Origin of the sequence: Acinetobacter sp. YH12094 (assembly GCF_013419295.1) — a bacterium.
Classification (GTDB): domain Bacteria; phylum Pseudomonadota; class Gammaproteobacteria; order Pseudomonadales; family Moraxellaceae; genus Acinetobacter; species Acinetobacter amyesii.
Genome location: NZ_VPAK01000034.1, coordinates 1 through 19,507, shown reverse-complemented (window position 1 = coordinate 19,507; position 19,507 = coordinate 1). Strand labels below are relative to the sequence as shown.

The following is a 19,507-nucleotide window of genomic DNA, read 5'->3' as shown; positions in this document are numbered from 1 at the left end:
TTCAAATGGCGATTCAGCGTTTAATTGGTTTTGGGAAAAAAGAAGAGTTTAAGGAAATTTTGGCAATTTTAAGAAAGCAGAATCCTGATAGGATAAGGGTTCTGTGAAATTTGTCGTGTACAGAGAACAACTCTATAATTTTTAAGAATATGATCAATCAAAACCTAACCATTATTTTACTATCAACCTTTGCTTTAAGTGCATGCGCAAAAACTACCAACGAGACTCAAGCACCTTCTAATCATCAAAATAATGCTTCTCCCGAATTACAAGCACAAATTCAAAAATTGCTAGAAAAAACCAAGAAGAATATGATTTTTGTTGAAGGTGGCTCGTTTATGATGGGGGATTTTGATCATTATGACAGCAGGATTGATAGCAAACCTGTTCACAAAGTAACTCTAGATAGCTTTAGCATGTCTGCTTATAAAGCCACATATGCAGATTTAGACATATACAGTGCTGCAACCAATACACCCAAAGTGGTCTCAACTGAATCCTTATCTTCAAAAGCAAGATATCCTAACTCGTCTGCTGGTGTCTCTTGGCAAGAGGGACGAAATTATTGCCAGTGGTTAGGTATACAGCTAAAACTTGACATAGACCTCCCGACCGAAGCCCAGTGGGAATATGCAGCCCGCAATAAAGGCAAAAAGATTCATTTTCCAACCAATACCGGTAAAATTGAAGATGGAGTAAATGTGTGGAGTTTTGAGCAACGTATACAGTTACGTAAAAAATATAAAGCACCTAAGTCACTTATCTCTGAAGTAGGACAATACCCACCTTCAGCTCTAGGTTTTTATGATTTAACGACAGACAATTACGAATGGATGCTCGACTGGTATGCAGCAGATTACTATCAACACTCCCCAGAAAAAAACCCGAAAGGCCCTAAAGCAGGAACTGAGAAAGTCCTCCGTAGTGCTAAACCTCTAGATGGCCAAACCTTGCAGATGGGGGAGGGTTTAACTGTACGGCGTAGTCATGCTCACCCAGTACAACCAATAGATTTTCCTGAAAGATTTAAAGGGGTAATTAATCCAAACTTTGACAACTCTGTCCGCTGTGTAGTAAACCACACTAAAAAAATTATGTAGTCTCACCCAATACAGCTATATCAAGTTTGATGGAGTTGTATTTCCTGATTTTCAAATAATGCACACGTTAAATGACATTCATTCCCGAGTCGAGACACATGTTTTAAATATATTAATAATGGCATTTTTACATGTTACAAAATACTTGATCTTTATGTCCAAACTACTCATGCTAATTGTCATATCAAACAAACAAGCAGTTCGAGTTGTCCAGTGTAATCCCCCTATAGATCAATATCCCCTTGGTTTCGAGTTAAGTCGAGTTTGAGATAATGCTTGCATGACCTTGATGTAAACTTAAGCTGTTAGACCTATTCAGAGTGGCTCAATAAATAACAAAAACTCTCTTTTTGAGATATTAAATTTTCTTTATCTCTTGATTGTATTTGCTTTATTTTTTGGCAATATTTTAACAACTCTATAATTTTTAAGAATATGATTAATCGAAATTTAGCCATTATTTTACTATCTACTTTTGCTTTAAATGCTTGTGCAAAAAGTGCGAATGAGCCACAAACTCCTTCTAATAATCAAAAAAGTGCTTCTCCTGAGCTACAATCCAAAATTCAAAAATTGCTAGAAAAAACCAAGAATAATATGATTTTTGTGGAAGGTGGTACTTTTATGATGGGAGATTTTGATCATTATGACAGCAAGATTGATAGCAAACCAGTTCACAAAGTAATTCTGGATAGCTTTAGCATGTCTGCTTATAAAGCCACTTATGCAGATTTAGACATATACAGCGCTGCAACCAATACCCCTAAAGTAGGCTCAACCGAGTCTCACTCTTCACAATTTAGATATCCTGTTTCTTCTGCAGGTGTTTCTTGGCAAGAAGGACGAAATTATTGCCAATGGTTAGGTACACAACTAAAACTTGACATAGACCTCCCGACCGAAGCTCAGTGGGAATATGCTGCCCGCAATAAAGGCCAAAAGATTCATTTTCCAACCAATACAGGAAAAATCGAAAATGGCGTAAATGTATGGAGTTTTAAACAGCGACAAGCATTATTTCATGAATTTAAGTCTATTGGTGCTGAAATTTCTGTAATAGGCAGATACCCAGCTTCAGCACTAGGTTTTTATGATTTAATTACAGACAACTATGAATGGATGCTTGATTGGTATGCAGCAGATTATTATCAACATTCCCCTGAAAAAAACCCGAAAGGCCCTAAAGCAGGAACTGAGAAAGTCCTTCGTAGTGCTAAACCTCTAGATGGCCAAACCTTGCAGATGGGGGAGGGTTTAACTGTACGGCGTAGTCATACTCACCCTATTCAACCAGTAGATTTCCCTGAAAGATTTAAGGGAGTAATCAATCCAAACTTTGACAACTCTGTACGCTGTGTAGTAAACCAAACTAAAAAAATTATGTAGTCTCACCCAATACAACTCTATCATGTTTGATAGAGTTGTATTTCCTGATCTTCAAATGGCGCTAGAATATCTAAATTTGATGCTAAAATAGCAGTATTGTCTGCATAACCACCCATATAATCTAACTGTTTAAATTGCATATCATCTTGATTTTTTTACAATTAAATGATTCAAAGGGTAACCTTGTATCTTTTTTGCCTGTTTACGGTATTTCAGGAAATCTTTTAACCATTGGTTCTCTCGACCACCTGCGTAGTCTTGCCGCGAATTGAGCGCAATAATAATATCTTCAGCAATACTGGCATCTTCACCATAGTTTAAAAAGCGAATAATATCCCCTTCAATTTTTTGCATATTACTTTTGGACTGGGTTTCAGCACGAGGATGCACATGTTAAATGACATTCATCCATTCCTGTGTGGAGATAAAGGTTTTAAATATATTAATAATGGCATTTTTACATATTACAAAATACTTGATCTTTACGTCCAAACCACTCATGCTAATTGTCATATCAAACAAACAAGCAGATCGAGTTGTCCAGTGTAATCCCCCTAGAGATCAATATCCCCTTGGTTTCGAGTTAAGTCGAGTTTGAGATAATGCTTGCATGACCTTGATGTAAACTTAAGCTGTTAGACCTATTCAGAGTGGCTCAATAAATAACAAAAACTCTCTTTTTGAGATATTAAATTTTCTTTATCCCTTGATTGTATTTGCTTTATTCTTTGACAATATTTTAACAACTCTATAATTTTTAAGAATATGATTAATCAAAACCTAGCTCTTATTTTATTATCTACTTTTGCTTTAAGTGCTTGTGCAAAAAGTGCGAATGAGCCACAAACTCCTTCTACTAATCAAAATAGTGCTTCTCCTGAGCTACAATCCAAAATTCAAAAATTGGTTGAAAAAACCAAAAAAAATATGATTTTTGTGGATGGTGGCACCTTTATGATGGGGGACTTCGGCCCACTCACACGTAAAGATAAACTGCCTATTGTTGGACTTTATGCTGCCATGCCTGCACATAAAGTGACCCTTGATAGCTTTAGTCTAAATGCATATAAAACCACATTCGATGATTTTGATATTTATACAGACAGTTTAGGTTTACCTCGTATAAGTATGGAAAAAATAACTAAAAAGATACGCCAACCTATGGCACCAGCAGGGATCAGTTGGCAACAGGCATCAGATTATTGTCAATGGTTAGGAAAACAAGTCGGTATCCCTATGAATTTACCTACTGAAGCCCAATGGGAGTATGCTGCCCGAAATAAAGGACAATATGTCATATATCCTACAGACAATGGCAAGTATGAAACAGGTCGTAATGTCTGGAGTGATGAGCAAAGAGATCAAGTCAGTAAAAGTTTAAATTTTAGTGCTACTGTTCCTTTGCTAGGTCATTTCCCACCAACACCTTTGGGGTTCTACGATATGGCAACCGATAACTATGAATGGATGTCCGATTGGTTTGATCCACAGTATTATAAAAACTCACCTGAACTCAATCCACAGGGTCCTAAGTCGTGTAAATTAAAATCCGTAAGGAGTACACGTCAAGAAGGAGCAGCACAAAGTTTAGCTACGGGAGGCAGTGTTACTACGATTTATAGGGATGGAATGGAACCAAATCCTCAATCAACTAGCCCCAATATAAATCAAAATAATAGTACATCTGTGCGCTGCGCTTCCAATTCAACGAAACCTTTTTAAAGCAATAACTTCAATATATATGCATGGATAGGTCTTAGCCCATCCATGTTTGAATAACATCTTCGTGACTATACATAGCCACATCCAAATCCTCAATTGGTTTTGGTGCTTGTACTAAAAAAACTTTCAGGTTTCTCTAAGCCTTCAGCTATTTGTATTTGTCTAAACTCAGGTGAGTCAATACAATGCTTATGTGACTTTAATGCAGGCGTTGGGTGGTAGCCCGATTCAGCAGTTGCCATAAGTCTAGATGTAAAAAAAGCCCTGAGGGCTTTTTTTGATTCAAGATATCAGAATCTTAGAATGTACCATTTCAATATTTTGCAACTTGCCTTCAATTTTTTTCATTTTTCGTGTCAAAATAGTCTTCAGGAAAAGGGTCTTTTCCTATCAAAACATCTCTATATTTCATCACACTCGGGTAAAAGCCTTCACTATCTATAAGTCTAGATTTATATAAATCTTGTTCCTTTACATCTGAAAAATTTAGCTGTTCAAATACGTTTTCTGAAATTTGTGCTAATTCTCTCAAGTTATTTTTACCCAATAAAAAACAAAACATTAGGAAAAAAGAAAAAAGAAAAAAGAAAACTAACTGAATAAAAAATCAAAATATTAAATTTTATTCTATCTGTACTAATATCATCGATATTAAAATATTGAAAAATAATAATAAAACTAAATAAAATACAAAAAACTATAGACATTATGGTCGCAGTTTTAAACAAAGATAAATATGTCTTGTTTTTAGATCTACCCATCTCATATGGCATATGTAACAAACCTTTTTTAGGATCTAAAGCTGCATATACAAAATGGTATCCTTCCTCTTGCTCTTCACTTATGACCATGATTAAAGGTGTATTATTTTTAAACTTTACACCAGTGAACTGACCAACAACGCGAATTCCGTTAACCTCACCTCTAAAAGTCTTTCCGTCTCTACCTTTTGCAGCTAATGCCATAATGGGCGCGTTACTCATTAAGGAAGTACTACCAGCCAGTGTACCAATTAACGAAGTATTCGCAGCATGTTTACCTAAATTACCAATGGACAAAATTTTAGAGTTTTCTACTTCAAGATTATTAATACGACCTTCAATTTTTATCATTTTCATTGTCAAAATAATCCTTTGGATAGGAATCTTTACCAATCAAACTTTTTCTATAATCTAAAACACTGACATGTAAACCTTCTTCATCGATCAGATATGAGTTAAAAAGATTTTGATTTTTAGGTTGTTCAAACTCTAATATTTCAAAAATTTTCTCACTGTATCGACCTAAAAAACCTACATTATCTTTACCAATTAAAAAGCTAAATAGTAGACCAAACGAAAATATAAATGACACTAAATAAGAAATTATTAATTGATTTTTAAAGTCTACGATATCTTTTTCATTATCAGCATTTGAATAACCTACCAAAGCAATGATAGTAAAAAAAATGCATGAAAATATGCTTAGTACTATTGCCCATTTAAGTAAATGTAAACAATGCTTTTTAAATGAACGCCCAGAATCATACAACATATGAAGAATCCCTTTATTTGGTATTAACACTGCATAAGCTAAATAAAACCCTTTATCTTGCTCTTCACTAATAATGATAACAACTTGATCCCCTTCATTAAATTTTACTGTAGTAAATTGCCCAATAACATCAATCCCATCTATTTTAAAAGTAAAAGTTTTTGCTCTCCTACCTTTTGAAGCGAGAATTAATATTGGGGCTGCACTTAAGAGTGAAGTACTTTCTGTCAATACTCCTAGCAGAGCTGTAGTTGCGACTTGTTTACCAATATTTTTAAAAGGCTGTATAACAGAGTCTTCACATTTAAGGCCTTCTATTTTACCCACAATTTTTTTTGCATTAATCATTTATATACTCTGTAAGGCCTCACTAAATGCCTTATCCTCCTCCAATATATTCTTAAATTTACTTTTATCTAAACCAAAAGCTGATTTACTACACCAATTCTCAAGTTCGCTATCAAAAGGCTTTGTTGCACAAAGATTTCATAACTATATGATTTTAAAAGTTTTGATTATTTTTTGATCCAAAATTAAATTTATTTAAATCAGATGCTTACATATTTATGCAACAAAGCCCAGTCATCCTAATGAAATCCATACACTTATAGCCATGTTAAACAAATACACAGAATTAGACCGACCTCATACCCAAGTTAATACTTGAATAAGATTAACTCATGGATAACCTATCTTTAAAATTTTTATCTAATTAATAAAGTCAAATAAACCTATTAAAAAAATTATAAATAAGTTATCACAAATACTCCAACTCTATATTTTCCAATTCATCATTGCGGCAATAATTTACTTTTCCTTCACTATAAGACAAAATGACTAGCCATTTTTTTTGATTAAATGGTAAAACCTCATTACCTGCAAAATTTCTATATTTTTCTTTTTCTGGAAATAGTGCACCCAAATAAATTTTCTCACCAAAACAATATTCAAAAAAATTATTTTTAGCTGATATTTTTCTCCACCCATCTTTTTTTAATTTATTATCAATTTGTGTAAAATCACTTAAAGAAAGGTCAGACTTATTTATTTGAATCACTGAATATTTATTATCAATTTTATCTATTAAGACTTCTTCATTGGGTTTAAAATCTTTAAAGAATTTATAATTAATTGTTTTAAAGTATTCCCCTTCTTTAGTAACTTTTGTATTTATACAAGATACTAATATAAAAATACTCATTAATAATAGAATTAGTTTTGAAATAATCATTTTCTATTAGCCTTATTTAAAAATTCAATTTGATAAATACGCTGACTTGAAGTTACACCTTCCGACATATCAATTCTTGGGCTACCGCCACCCATCTCAATTCCAATATAGGCAACCACTTTCTGCTTATTGTTTAACAAACTCAGGTTATTTACATTAACAGTTATTTTTTTTGATTGATGTCAAGCAGATATAAAAGTAAACCTACTCATTAAAAATATAAAAAAATATTTCATAACATTTCCTTTAATCTAAATAAACCTTGTCCACCTAAATCTATTGCATGATAGCCTATTTTTCTTGGTACTTCGGGCAATCTACTTAGCAAACGAAGAAATACTTTATTTATCTGCTAATTCTTCAATTTTTTCATTAGTAGCCGACCATAACCCCATCGGATCAACCCATTGATTCGGGTCTTTTACATACGAAGAATTATTTAAACCACCAAACAATCCTATAGGGTCTTTATTTACATACCTTGCCTTTCGTAATTTTAAAGTAGTGCTTTAAAATTTCTCAGGCTCATAATAACGGCAACGGTTATAATGTAAGCCAGTCTCTCCATCATAATACTGTCCTTGGAAGCGAATACTTGTTTGCTCTAATAAATTGTCACTAGTCTTAATCTCTAAAGCTGTGCCCCATGTATCTTGCTTAATTTCCCATATACATTCACCTAACTCATTTGTTAAAGTCTGCGGTGTTCCAATTTGGTCACAGTGATAAAAGGAATCAGCTAAAGTTTAGCTCTATTTTTACAAGTAACTGTAGATCAAATTTATGTCTTTTGTGCAGTTAATCGGTTCCTTTATGCTTTTAAAACCGTCACACCAAGCGTTTATGTTATTAGTATTATTTTTTAGTGAACCAAGTAAAAAACATAAAAAATAGCCCTCCTATTATTCCTATACCAATGCAAGTAATGAAATATAATATTATCAAATGTGTTTCCATAACTTTATCATTAATAACATCAATCAACATCCCCAAGAGGAAAGCTGATATACCTAAAACTATTCCCTTTATAAAACCTGCTAGATAAGGATAATTTTCAGATTCATAATTGGATATAAAAAATGATAAAATTACTTCAACTAGAATTGTTAACATTTTATTTATCCTGCTTCTTATCATCAGAGGTACTACTATTAATTGCTCTAGATGATGTTTGTTGTAATGCAAATTGATTTGCCCAAATTACTAATCCACCAGTATTTTTCCAGCAATGACTGTAGGCACACCCGTTGGGCTTTGTTGCACAAAGATTTATAATTTGAAGCATCCCCCCAACTCACTCAAATTTAAATTATAACTCGCTATCTGGTAGTGAACTTTGGTGTTTTTTCTATTGGCTGGGGCTTTATTGCATAAATATGTAAGCATCTGATTTAAATAAATTTAATTTTGGATCAAAAAATAATCAAAACCTTTAAAATCATATAGTTATGAAATCTTTGTGCAACAAAGCCATCCACCACTTGAGATACTTCAAAATCTGTTGCAGCACTTAAATAGGCATAAGCAATTTCTTCTGAAATCTCGTATTCATCTACAAGAAAACGTACTGCTTCACGAGTCGACTTACGCATCGCTTCATCAAGGTCTTCATCTAAACCCGGTGTAATCCAAAATTCATCATTTTCACCCAAAGGCTGCTTTAATGACTTACCTGGTATTTTGTCACTCCCCGCTTTTAATACCGTAATTTTAAAGGTCGCACGTGCAGAACCTTCAAGTACGGTCAATGCGACCTCACCATCACCTTGAACAAAATGACTATCACCCGTATAGAACAACGCACCCGGTACTTGAACTGGATAGTAAGCCGTTGCACCTGCGGTTAAATCATTAATATCAATGTTACCGCCATAGAACGATGGTTGCACAGAATGCACAGGGTCGCTCGTATTTGGTGCAACGCCCATCGTGCCCATAAATGGATTCAATGGAAAACGAATTGCTTTGCCTGACTCGGTTTTTAAAACGCCTTCCTAAATACCCTCTTTATTCTTTTCAATTGAAGTAAAGATGGAAACATTGCCATAGGCTTCTGGGTTTGCAGGCGATGCATGATCATGCTTTTGACGCTTAGGAAACTCAGGCAATGTGCCTTTACCATGACGGTTTGAAATCACACCATAGGGCACACGTGGCTCAACTTTTAAAATCTCGACTTTTAAAATATCACCTGGCATTGCATCTATGATATAGACAGGTCCGGTAATAATATGTGGACCATCTTTATGGAAATCGTGCTTTAACTTAGAACCTGTAATCAGTTTCGCTTCAGGCAAAATATGCTGAGGTTTCACACCTTTAGAAGTGAAATACTTTTCAGCATCACGCCCTTGGTCTTCAAGCAAGCCTTCATGCGAAACTGTATCAAAGGTAATAGTGCTGCCTGATGGAATGGTCAACACAGGTTTGGCATCTTTGTTAGGTAAATAGCCCCAAGTGATGGTATTCAAGGTGCTTGGAACATAATAATTCCCTTTATATACCCCCACTTTTGAGTAAGGTTGGTTGACTTTCAAGCTGTTTTAAAATTTTACAATCTTCAGTTGCCGCATGTGCAGAAATAAAAGAAAAGCTTGATGCAACAGCAAGAGACAAAGCTAAAGGTTTTAACATATGTTCAAATTCCATGAAAAATTAATGCAAGCTAACTTCATGCAATCCCAATGCCAATCTGGTACATACCCCACCATAAATATTCAAAATTTAATCATTTGATCGATCTCCACTTCTTTAAATAAATTTCAATAGGCTTTGTTGCATAAAGATTTTAAAGATAGAGCTTTCCTAAGTTGTTCAAATTTAAGTGGCAACTTGGGGGTGCGGTAGATTTTGTGTGTAGGCTTCTTCATTTGGAAATTATATTGTCGAAGAAGCTCTTCAGAACAGCTTTGTGCAACAAAGCCGGTGAGAATTATTGTTTGAAGGATAAAAAAAGAATAGGGATTCAGCCACAGGTTAAAACTTAATACGAGGTCAAAGGGGTCAATTTTACTTTGCCATTTGTAATGGTAAAAGGGGGCAATTTAAGAATGCCGTTGACAATGATTACTACGGTGGCTTTGAAGGCTTAAGTCGCAAAATTGAAATTACATGTTTTTACATAGACCCAAGTGTTAAATCATCATTACGATTCTTGCGTACCACACCATGGGCACGTGAAAAAGTAGAAAGCTTATATTTGTACGTCTTACGCCAAAAGGCAAAACAGAAAACTGTAGCCTTAGACAACACCCCTCTCATTATAAATTATACCATTCAGTAAAATACCCTTAGATTAAGCATATGTATGTTGGTTATTATTGTTGATTATCACAATAAATTAGTGACCAAAAATCAAAGTACCCCACCCCAACTTAAATTACATCACACAAAATAAAAACTCTATATAACTGTTATATATAGAGTTTATTAAGTTACCAATTATATTATTTAGTGTATTTTATGTCGGTGACTCTTGCCAATGTTGAGATTTTTTTTGGTACCGCAAACATAAAGGCTATTTGAGCTAAATCCGTTTATATCATAGAGATTGATATCGAATGCCAATTCTATGTCTAATGTTAATTCACTAGATTTAGGCATATCTAATGATGATTCAGATAGACCTAAATCTAAAGAATTCCAACCATTACCAATATTTGTATAAATCTGTGCGCCATCGCCACAAACATATAATGAATTATCAATAGTTCTAATTCGATTGAATTGTCCTTGTATTTTAGAGTCGTCTGTCTCACGTATTTTTTCGAGTTTATTCTTATTTTCTTGAAATATTCCTAAGTCACCATCTTGTTCAAGTGCAAGTAATGAAGAGATTCCAGAATTTTCAAAATAAGCAACAGAAACAACTCTCCAACCATCTAAATCCATATCTATCCAATCATCGGATTGATATCTATAAATAAAAGTTTTTGAAAACAGGTCCCAAGTATCCAAATTATCAAGATTAGATGTTATATAAAAATTAGATTGGCTGATAGCACAACCAGTAACAAATGTGAAAGATGAATTATTCATTAAATTTTATCTCGACATAGATTATTTAAAAGGTGATCCAAAAACACCAGTAGGTAACGTTCTAGCAGTATTACCTCTAACATCAACTCGAACTCGATAATTAGCAGCTAATCCTTTTGCTTGATGATAGACACGCAATTGGGTAGCTAAATTTGCGGCATTGCATTTTTTATAACACTAGAAACAGCTTTCGCGCCTGCAATTTCAACTTCTACTAAGGGAGCCGTAGCTTCTGGCATATGAATACCTTTTAACGCCTTTTCGTAGATACTGTATTGTCGGTGTATTCTACCATGTTCATTCGTAGCAGTTGGTGTAGCTCCTTCAACACATACTACTAAACCATCACCTTCACTTATCGCATTTGGTAAAGAATTTCTACCCGTCCCTGTTCTAGTACCTAATCTAAAACATCTGTCTGGAACAACATGGTGCCCAGTTTTACCTAACGGTTTACATGTATCAGGGTGATAAGGTCTTAATATACATGGATTATCAAGGTCCTTATCTTTAGGTGGTTTTTCTTTATCGAGTGTCTTTTCTTTTTGGGTATGAGTCGTTGAGGTAGATTTACCCGATTGTATATTTACATCATATCTACCGGTGGGAATGTTGGCCCCATTCGCACCAGCCATACCCAATTGAGGTTGAGGTAATAATTCCTGAAATTTTCTCTGAATTTCATTGCAGAGATCGCTAATGTATTTTTTTATCGCATTCTTTGCATTAGTAATCTCAACTTTGAACTTTTCCAAAGCCGATTTTAAACTACCGCGAACTTTATTGAGGAAACCATTAATAGCTTGAATTAAACGATCAATACATTTGTTTAATGCATTTAATGCTGTTTTTCCCATCTTTTGCCATGGCTTAGACCTGAGCCATGCTTCAGGAGCATTGTTCCATGGGCTTTTTATTTTTAGTTTTTTGAAGGCACTCTCAAAGCCTTCCATCAATTTAAAAATTTTTAATTTATTAGCTTCCTTTGATCTTGCGGCTTTGACAATGGTTTTAACAGCCGAACCAATTTCAGGAATGACTCCAAATGCAGTAAGAGCCAACGCTTTATAGTTATCAGATGATTTACCATTTTCTTTTGAAAGGTCTATTAGATTCGCTATTAGGTCTCTAACATCACAAACCTGATCAACCACAGGAATCATACTGATTAAACCACTAACAATGATTTGTGACATCGTAGGATTCTTATTGAAATCACCCTTTAACATTCCCCAAATCCAGCTACTTTTATCTATTACAGCCACCGCAATATTATGATTTGTCACACTCTCGTTAATCGCAGCTTGACCTTGATAAAAGAATATTTTTTCCCACCACGATAGATTCGGATCTGGTTTACTTGTGTCATATTCTCTATATGTAAGATAGTTAGCTGGGCTATCCTGAATATGTTGTGCAAGTTTTTCAGCACCGTACCAAAACTGTTGCTGTATATCAGTAGAACGGTTAGCAATTTTATTCCAAAAAGCTTGATTTTCTGTCGACATTTTATTCTCTAATTTTCATTATTATTCGATATTTCTAAGTCTTGTTGAATAAACCAATCATCAATTTCATGAGGAGGAAAGTCATCTTCAGACTGATCTTCTCCATATTGAATTTTGGCTCTACCAGCTGGAACACCTTTAACAACAGCTTTGCCTTTATCGTCTAATTTACCTTTTTTTCGACTTCCATCTGAAAGTAAAACTTCAAATTCAGCACCTTTTACAGGTGAGCCATCACTATGTAAATATTCTAGAACTAAGTCATCCTTTTTGATTTCAGTAAGTGGTAAGTGTGGTAAAACATAATTTGTTTTACTCCCCCCCCACAAACTTATGCTGTCCAGCTTTTACCTCAAACTTGCCACTAGTCGTAGGAAATATACCTGAACCATTAATCTTGAGCTGTGAACCGCCTCCAGTCAGGATGAGTTCTTTCGGACTAGTGATATAAACCGTATCTTCTGTTGAAATAATTTGAATCCCTTTACGGGCAATCAAATCCGCTCCATCCCCCTGAGCTTGTATTTCAATCTCCCCCTTACCAGCAAACAATCTTGCACCTTCGTGAGCTGCAAATAAACTGATTTTACTTTGTGCATGTACAATTAGACTCTTTTGTGTACTCAAGTTAATACTATCACCAGCGCTATGACTGATTTGACCATCTGCTGATAGATGTACATCTTCATTGGTCGTTAGTGCAATAGAGTTTGGTGAAGTTAATACCATAATGGCTTGTTTAAAGGCTTTTGCTTTAGCCTCACTTTCTTGTTCAATTTGTTCTATAAATTGCTTCAGATTGTCTAATACTTCTAAAGGATCGGTTTGTTGATTTTTGGCTACTTCACTGAGGGCTTTAGAATTATTGAGATTGGATTCCAGTTGCGATTTGGTTTCTGCTACATCCAATTGATTGCCTGATGCATTGTCTTGTTTATAGGTAGAAAGGAGTAATCCTTGCTTAGCTCTCAGTGCTCCCCATTGATCTGTTCGCAATTCAAAATTCACCACGTCCATCACTCGTGTCTGTCTCTTTCGGATGGCTAAGATTACCTAGATTGAGCTGTGATGCCCCATGACTACTTTGTAGTTGTGTGCTGATCTGTCCAGTCGTATCGTCAAAACGAAGTTGGCCAAAGCCTTCGCCTTGGACTTCTTTGGAGCGAATCCCTGAAAGCTTCATGGTATCGGGAAGTTGTCCTTTTTGATCAAACTTAGTTGGACTACGATGTGCTTCATGAATGCGACAAACGACATATGGTCGGTCGATATTGCCATCAAAGAAATTAATCACCACAATCTCACCAATACGCGGTAAGAACCGTGAACCATAACCTTCTCCTGCCCAAGGGGTGAGCACATCTACCCACGCTGAGTCAGTGTCAATATTATTCGCGCCTGAACCATTGTCATGCATATGGTCATCTGTTCGAGTAAACAGAAAACGGATTATAATCCGTCCCCATTCATCGACATGAATTTCTTCACCCTCGACGCCTACGACTTTGGCACGTTGTGGGTGGGTCTTAGGGCGATCTTCAAGTGGCCTGTAAGGTGGAACAATGTCAATGTTTCGACGTTGTAAAATAAGGTTATTGGCTTGGCGCTCATCTTGATTGTTGGTATGAATTTCGGGCTGTTGCCAATGTCTTTCTTTGAGTAAGGCGGTGACTTGGTCAGTTAGATCTTTAGGCAAATTATTTTGGTTATAAAAGGTCTTTGCTGTGATTAGAAACTCTTGATCGGAACCTTCATATTGATCAATTTTAGGATGTTCTTTGAACTTAAACCAATACCCGACATGTGCATCACGTACTGTTGAAGTCGCACTAAAGTACTTGGCTTGCGAATTGAAGTATTTGCTTAAATTTTCATTCAGTTTTTCAATTTGTTTGTTGCCAGACTGAGTTGCACCATCTTCACCTTTGAGGTCTTGTATCCATGCAGGACTGATGTGAAAGGCTTGTTCTAAGCCTAAACTTACTACATCTTGATTATCTGAATGCTGATGTTTTGTGAGTACCGAGCCTGCACCTTCTTCTTGTGCTAAAGCATCTGCTTGCCATCTTTGAAGGTGTACCGCAGTTGGTTGTAGAGAACGCAATCCCGTGAATGCTGTGATAATGTCTTGTCATTCTGTAGCACTACTTCGATGAAAACGAATATTGCGACGATCTAATGCTTGAAATTGGGCATTATCATCAATTAAGCGTAGCTTTTGTGGTTTGATCTGTTCAGATGAACTCCATACTTGATGCTGTGCTTCATCAATCAGTGTAGTTACACCTTCAGAAGCTAAAAGTCGTTTAATAAAGTCGTAGTCGGTTTCATTACTCTGCATGATGAAGGGACGAACATCATAGCTTTTGCTTAATCCGCTTTTATCTAAGGTTAAGCTAGAAGCGAGTAATGGGCTTTTCACTTAAATCCAAAACATCAAACAAATCAGATGCACTTTCAAATCATGGGTCTTGGTATCATTAATAATAAATTCAGTAGGATTTCCATCCGCATCCACAACTAAATGGATTTTAGAACTATTTCCACCAACGTTATTAGAAATAGCTTGGTCTTTCACTCCGGTCGTATGTTGATGCACTCGCATATGAGATGCATCAATAGAAACCTATTCTAGATTTGCATCATTTGATAATAATTTAAAGACTTAGACCATTGATTATGCGCCAGCATTGTTGTAATACATAACAAGAAGGAATGTGGTTTGTCGATTGAATTTTACTTTCTCACTATTTTTTATACAACAAATGTCAACAGCATCTAACTTTTATAAATATATATTATAAAAAAATTGTTTTTAATTAACATTAATTTTATTACTAGGTATCACCAAGATTATACTATCAGACATATTTTAAAGAAAAGAAGTGTAGCAAGTTGCTACACTTCTTGATTTTTCTCTACCAACTCTTTCAATAGATTTTCTAATTTTTCCAAACTAGCATCATCAAAATGAGAAATTTTTAAAGAAACCTTTAATAACTTATCATTAAATTTAATATTTCCAGCAACTTTCCCAGCATATTCAATTTTTTTTACAAGCGATGTTGATGGAGAGTCATTATTATCTTGAACTAGATATTTCGTAGCTTGTGCAACAGCCTTAGTTTGCTCAAGTTGGCCATTCTTTACTTTTGTCCAAACAGTTAACAAGGCTTTTTCAGCACGTTGTTTTATTTCGTCGTGATCTGCAAGAAATTTTTTAAAAGCTGTTGCAGCAGTTCGACCTAATAACTGGGGCTCATTTACCAAATCATTCAAGATGGCTTTAGGCAACTTTTCAAAAGATAAATATTTATACATGTCTTCGCGATTTAAGCCTAAAGACTTCGCTAAACGTTGTTTATTTTTCTTTAAATTTTCATCTAAGCCTACTAGACCAATATAGATTTCGAAGTCTGTTAAATCCTGGCGTTTTAAATTTTCAGCTAGTGTAAGTAGTGAAGCTTCTTCATTATTTGCATCAATAATAATTGCTTCAATGGTCGATTTTTTTAGAATTTCATGCGCACGTAATCGACGTTCACCTGCAATCAGTTCAAATTTTAAATTTTCAAGTTTACGAACAGTGATGGGTTGCAACAAACCAACTTCATCGATCGATTCAGCCAGTTCTTTGATTTCCTGCTCATCAAATTTTCTACGCGGTTGATAAGGACTCCGTGAAATGTCTTCAATGGGGACATTTCGTCTAAATTCCTTTAATTCCTTGATATTATCTTTTTGAGCTAATTGATGCTTTTGAGTATTTTGTTTCAGCTTTTGAGCTAAAAGTTCTTTTGCAGTTGCCATAAAATTCTCAATCAGTTAACTTTAGCTAAAACTTCTTTAGCTAAACTTTCAAAAGCCTTTCGAACCTTTCCACTTTTGTCTAGCTTAAGTAAAGACTGCTGCATAATTGCGGCTTGATTTACTTTTGTACTTTGTGGAATAGTCGTTTCCATAATATAGCCCACTTGCTTAAATGCTTCATCACGAATGAGTTTACAAACATTTTGTCTCTCATCGTGCTTAATAAGTAGTGCACCTAATAATTGTAACTCCGGATTGATTCGCTTTATTTTTTCTAAATGATTAAGTAAGTCTGTAACACCATATAGACCATATTGTGAGCCAGATTCAATCGGGATAATTACATGTGTTGAAGATGCTAAAGCATTACTCGTCAATAGTTTTAAACTTGGAGGGCAGTCAATTAAAATAAAATCATAAAGATCTTTTAATAGTTCTAATTTTGTAGTGAGTTCTTCTGATGGTCTTGGCGCATCTTCTTTTAATTGGTCCTCAGTTTTTCCTAAATTGAGAGAACCATAAATTAGTGAAACATTATCAAAATTAGTATCTTCTTCTAAAGCGTCAGTAAGTAATGAAACATCACCTACTAATAACTCAGCGGTTGTTACTCCAATTTCACTTGGATGTTTTAAACCAATATGCAAGCTAGCATTTGCTTGAGGATCTAAATCGATTACAAGCACTTTTTTTCCTAAGTTTGCTAGCTCAGAGGCTAAATGAACAACTGTTGTTGTTTTACCACAACCACCCTTGTGATTCGCAACAGCAATAATTTTTGCAGACATACTTGTCAAATCATTCTATATTTACAATTACTATTAATATAAATAACTTTGGGCTAAGTTACTACACCTTTTAAATTTAAAACAGTCATTTGTATAACGCTAAAGCAATTTTAAATTTAAAGTTTTATATAGCTAGCTTATTTAATAATTAATAGTAATTAATAATTAAGTTAATTAATAATTAAGTTGATATTTTTCATTTAAAAACAATAGCATATCAACTTTAAGGTGGAGGGGTTGTCACCTTAAAGTGGAAGAGTTGTCCTCTATAAGTGGAAAGATGATCACTTAAAAGTGGAATATTTGTCACTTAAAAGTGGAATATTTGTCACTTAAAAGTGGAGTATTTGTCACTATGGTGGAATGTTTTTCACTGTTAATTATAAAATATATGTATTATCATTTAAAATATATATAAAACAATTATTTATAATGTTGATAAGTTAGTGAATTTAAGTGCAAGAGTGGAAAAAAAATCACTTACAAAAATAATATTGTGGATAAAGTTGCAAGGCTTTTTTTTACTACACCATTTTTTGATATATTCATTGATCTAAGAGTGGAAAGAATTTCACGCACTCACCCTAGAATGCAGAAATTTTGTTCTTATGACTAAACTCGATATTTTTTTTCAGTGATCTGCGTTTTTAAAGGTGGAAAACTTGTCATATCGAAATAGGTTAATTGATTATTTAAAATCCATTATGGGTATTTATTCATCAATCCGTATTTCTATAAAGAATCAAAAACATCTAAAAGTGGAGTATTTGTCATCTTGGGGTGGAATTTAAAAATATATTTCCACTTTAATTGATTTTTACCTAAATTTGGTGACAAGTATTCCACCTTAGGTTTTTTAGGTGAAAGTGTTGAATCTTTTTCCACTTTTTTATATAACATGCATAATCAAGTTAAGGACACTTAAAATAGTTAATACACTTTATGTCAGAACTAAGCCATAACAAAGAAGAGCTGGATTCAATCCCGTACTGCATAGGTAATATTCGTCACAATGGGGTTGTAAGTACTAGCAATCGTTTGATACGACCTATTGAATTGTCAGCGAATGAATATAAAGCACTTTTATATGCGATGGCTGTTGCCAATTACGGTGAGAAGAATCATATCGATAAAGAGATTAGTGAACAAACATACATTTATCTGTATAAAGATGATTTAGCTGAATTACTGGGATTAAGTAAGCGAAATTCAATTAATGTAGCCATTGATCGAATTTACAAAGAACTTTCATCCCGTGTGGCGCACTTTGTAATTGAAGAACCTGTAGATGATATAAAGAAAAAGACTAAAAGAGTTCACTCGGTTGTCCCTATTATCCGTGAGTTAAGATGGGAAGATGATTCAAAGAATGCACTTCAAATCAGATTTACCAGTGAAGTATTACCTTACTTTACTCAATTAGCTGGTGGTAATTTTACTACATACCAACTAAAACATTTATTTGCTCTAGATTCAGTTGCAAGTATGAGTCTTTATACCTATTTCATAAAAAACGAATTCAAATTTAAGACTCAAGAAATCTACGAAGTTCCATTATTATTAGAGAATCTCAAAGCTCTAATTGATATAAATGAAACTAAATATGACCGTTGGGTCGATTTTCGACGTTATGTATTAGATAAAATTGTAGCTGAAATTAATGAAAACACCGATCTACAGTTAGAATATGAAACAATTAAAAAAGGACGCCCTATTGTAGGCGTAAAATTTAAACTACATCATCGTGGTTTTGAAAAGCCTGTAATTGAAAATAAAAAGGCCGAAAAATTAAAGATCTACTTAGATGTTCCATTTGAAGATAATGCTGAGGTAAAAGATCTAGGTGCAAAATTCGATACCACTGTACGTTCATGGTATATTTTTAATGATGATGCTAATTATTTACAGCTTGAAAAGTGGTTTAAGACTGTAGGTTGCCTCACAGACTCTCAAGCAAACGTTGTTATCAATGATTCATTATTTCAAATGGATTTTGCTGAAGTTGGAATGAGCTTAAGTGACTTTAAGAGAAAAATGAAAAATAAATTGAAAACTGATAGTAAATTTGTGGAAGACATCAAGGATCGTCTAAATGAAATTTTCGGAAAGGATATTATCTAGGAGTGTAGCAACTTGCTACACTTTTATCACTTGGAGCGTAAAACCTCGTGGTTCAGCACGAGGATATAAGCGACTGGCGTAAGCCATACGACATGGAATGTCGTATTAAATATCTTTGTTGTTCATTACTTAAAATATTATTGCTCTGTACACGACAAATTTCATAGGATCCTTGTCCTATCAGGCTTTTTCTTTCTTAAAATTGCTAGCACTTTCTTAAATTCTTCTTTTTTTCCAAAACCAATCAAACGTAGAATAGCCATTTGAACA

Annotated in this window: 15 protein-coding genes and 5 pseudogenes; 6 read left to right on the top strand and 14 right to left on the bottom strand. The window is 34.3% G+C overall.

Annotated elements, in window-relative coordinates:
- Nucleotides 1-149 precede the first annotated feature (149 nt).
- Complete coding sequence (locus FTU34_RS16065) at nt 150-1,100, top strand: SUMF1/EgtB/PvdO family nonheme iron enzyme (RefSeq protein ID WP_180036154.1); 951 nt, start codon at nt 150-152, stop codon at nt 1,098-1,100.
- Between the two features lie 435 nt (nt 1,101-1,535).
- A complete protein-coding gene (locus FTU34_RS16060; RefSeq protein WP_180036155.1) occupies nt 1,536-2,486 on the top strand; it encodes an SUMF1/EgtB/PvdO family nonheme iron enzyme in 951 nt (316 codons plus the stop codon).
- Between the two features lie 141 nt (nt 2,487-2,627).
- On the opposite strand, the gene FTU34_RS16055 is transcribed toward FTU34_RS16060, so the two are convergent.
- Nucleotides 2,628-2,840, bottom strand: coding sequence for a hypothetical protein (locus FTU34_RS16055; protein WP_180112648.1), 213 nt, complete (start codon nt 2,838-2,840; stop codon nt 2,628-2,630).
- 411 nt (nt 2,841-3,251) lie between these two features.
- Between FTU34_RS16055 and FTU34_RS16050 the strand changes: the two genes are divergently transcribed.
- The gene (locus FTU34_RS16050; protein ID WP_218950097.1) at nt 3,252-4,208 is read left to right on the top strand and encodes an SUMF1/EgtB/PvdO family nonheme iron enzyme; all 957 of its coding nucleotides are present in this window, start codon (nt 3,252-3,254) and stop codon (nt 4,206-4,208) included.
- A 166-nt stretch (nt 4,209-4,374) separates the two neighbouring features.
- Nucleotides 4,375-4,452, top strand: a pseudogene (locus FTU34_RS17935) (hypothetical protein); the annotation flags it as partial.
- A gap of 90 nt (nt 4,453-4,542) precedes the next feature.
- On the opposite strand, the gene FTU34_RS17930 reads toward FTU34_RS17935, so the two are convergent.
- From FTU34_RS17930 to FTU34_RS16020, 7 genes and pseudogenes are all read right to left on the bottom strand, one after another.
- A complete protein-coding gene (locus FTU34_RS17930; RefSeq protein WP_257226310.1) occupies nt 4,543-4,740 on the bottom strand; it encodes a hypothetical protein in 198 nt (65 codons plus the stop codon).
- A gap of 7 nt (nt 4,741-4,747) precedes the next feature.
- Complete coding sequence (locus tag FTU34_RS16045) at nt 4,748-5,326, bottom strand: putative type VI secretion system effector (RefSeq protein ID WP_257226309.1); 579 nt, start codon at nt 5,324-5,326, stop codon at nt 4,748-4,750.
- Nucleotides 5,307-6,089 carry a putative type VI secretion system effector gene (locus FTU34_RS16040; RefSeq protein ID WP_180036157.1) on the bottom strand — a complete coding sequence of 261 codons (783 nt, stop codon included), beginning with the start codon at nt 6,087-6,089 and terminating at the stop codon, nt 5,307-5,309. The genes FTU34_RS16045 and FTU34_RS16040 overlap by 20 nt, the downstream gene beginning before the upstream one ends.
- Before the next feature lie 409 nt (nt 6,090-6,498).
- Complete coding sequence (locus FTU34_RS16035; protein WP_180036158.1) at nt 6,499-6,972, bottom strand: hypothetical protein; 474 nt, start codon at nt 6,970-6,972, stop codon at nt 6,499-6,501.
- A gap of 386 nt (nt 6,973-7,358) precedes the next feature.
- A pseudogene (locus tag FTU34_RS16030) lies at nt 7,359-7,706 on the bottom strand (RHS repeat-associated core domain-containing protein); the annotation flags it as partial.
- Nucleotides 7,707-7,827: 121 nt separating this feature from the next.
- Nucleotides 7,828-8,085: a hypothetical protein gene (locus FTU34_RS16025; protein WP_180036159.1), complete on the bottom strand. Its 258-nt coding sequence runs from the start codon at nt 8,083-8,085 to the stop codon at nt 7,828-7,830.
- Nucleotides 8,086-8,384: 299 nt separating this feature from the next.
- A pseudogene (locus FTU34_RS16020) lies at nt 8,385-9,606 on the bottom strand (acetamidase/formamidase family protein).
- Between the two features lie 385 nt (nt 9,607-9,991).
- On the opposite strand from FTU34_RS16020, the gene FTU34_RS16015 reads away from it, so the two are divergent.
- Nucleotides 9,992-10,255, top strand: coding sequence for a VF530 family protein (locus FTU34_RS16015; protein WP_180036165.1), 264 nt, complete (start codon nt 9,992-9,994; stop codon nt 10,253-10,255).
- A 167-nt stretch (nt 10,256-10,422) separates the two neighbouring features.
- On the opposite strand, the gene FTU34_RS16010 is transcribed toward FTU34_RS16015, so the two are convergent.
- The 6 genes and pseudogenes from FTU34_RS16010 to FTU34_RS15980 form a co-directional block, all read right to left on the bottom strand.
- Entirely contained in the window at nt 10,423-11,010 is a 588-nt protein-coding gene (locus FTU34_RS16010; RefSeq protein ID WP_180036160.1) for a hypothetical protein, read from the bottom strand.
- 146 nt (nt 11,011-11,156) lie between these two features.
- The gene (locus tag FTU34_RS16005; RefSeq protein ID WP_180036161.1) at nt 11,157-12,518 is read right to left on the bottom strand and encodes a hypothetical protein; all 1,362 of its coding nucleotides are present in this window, start codon (nt 12,516-12,518) and stop codon (nt 11,157-11,159) included.
- Nucleotides 12,519-12,526: 8 nt separating this feature from the next.
- Nucleotides 12,527-14,937: pseudogene (locus FTU34_RS15995) on the bottom strand (DUF2345 domain-containing protein); the annotation flags it as partial.
- Nucleotides 14,938-14,970: 33 nt separating this feature from the next.
- Nucleotides 14,971-15,183: pseudogene (locus FTU34_RS15990) on the bottom strand (IS5/IS1182 family transposase); the annotation flags it as partial.
- A gap of 233 nt (nt 15,184-15,416) precedes the next feature.
- Nucleotides 15,417-16,328: a ParB/RepB/Spo0J family partition protein gene (locus FTU34_RS15985; protein WP_104442427.1), complete on the bottom strand. Its 912-nt coding sequence runs from the start codon at nt 16,326-16,328 to the stop codon at nt 15,417-15,419.
- Between the two features lie 11 nt (nt 16,329-16,339).
- Complete coding sequence (locus tag FTU34_RS15980) at nt 16,340-17,116, bottom strand: ParA family protein (protein WP_130075507.1); 777 nt, start codon at nt 17,114-17,116, stop codon at nt 16,340-16,342.
- A gap of 942 nt (nt 17,117-18,058) precedes the next feature.
- Between FTU34_RS15980 and FTU34_RS15975 the strand changes: the two genes are divergently transcribed.
- The gene (locus FTU34_RS15975) at nt 18,059-19,237 is read left to right on the top strand and encodes a replication initiation protein (RefSeq protein WP_104442428.1); all 1,179 of its coding nucleotides are present in this window, start codon (nt 18,059-18,061) and stop codon (nt 19,235-19,237) included.
- Nucleotides 19,238-19,507 lie beyond the last annotated feature (270 nt).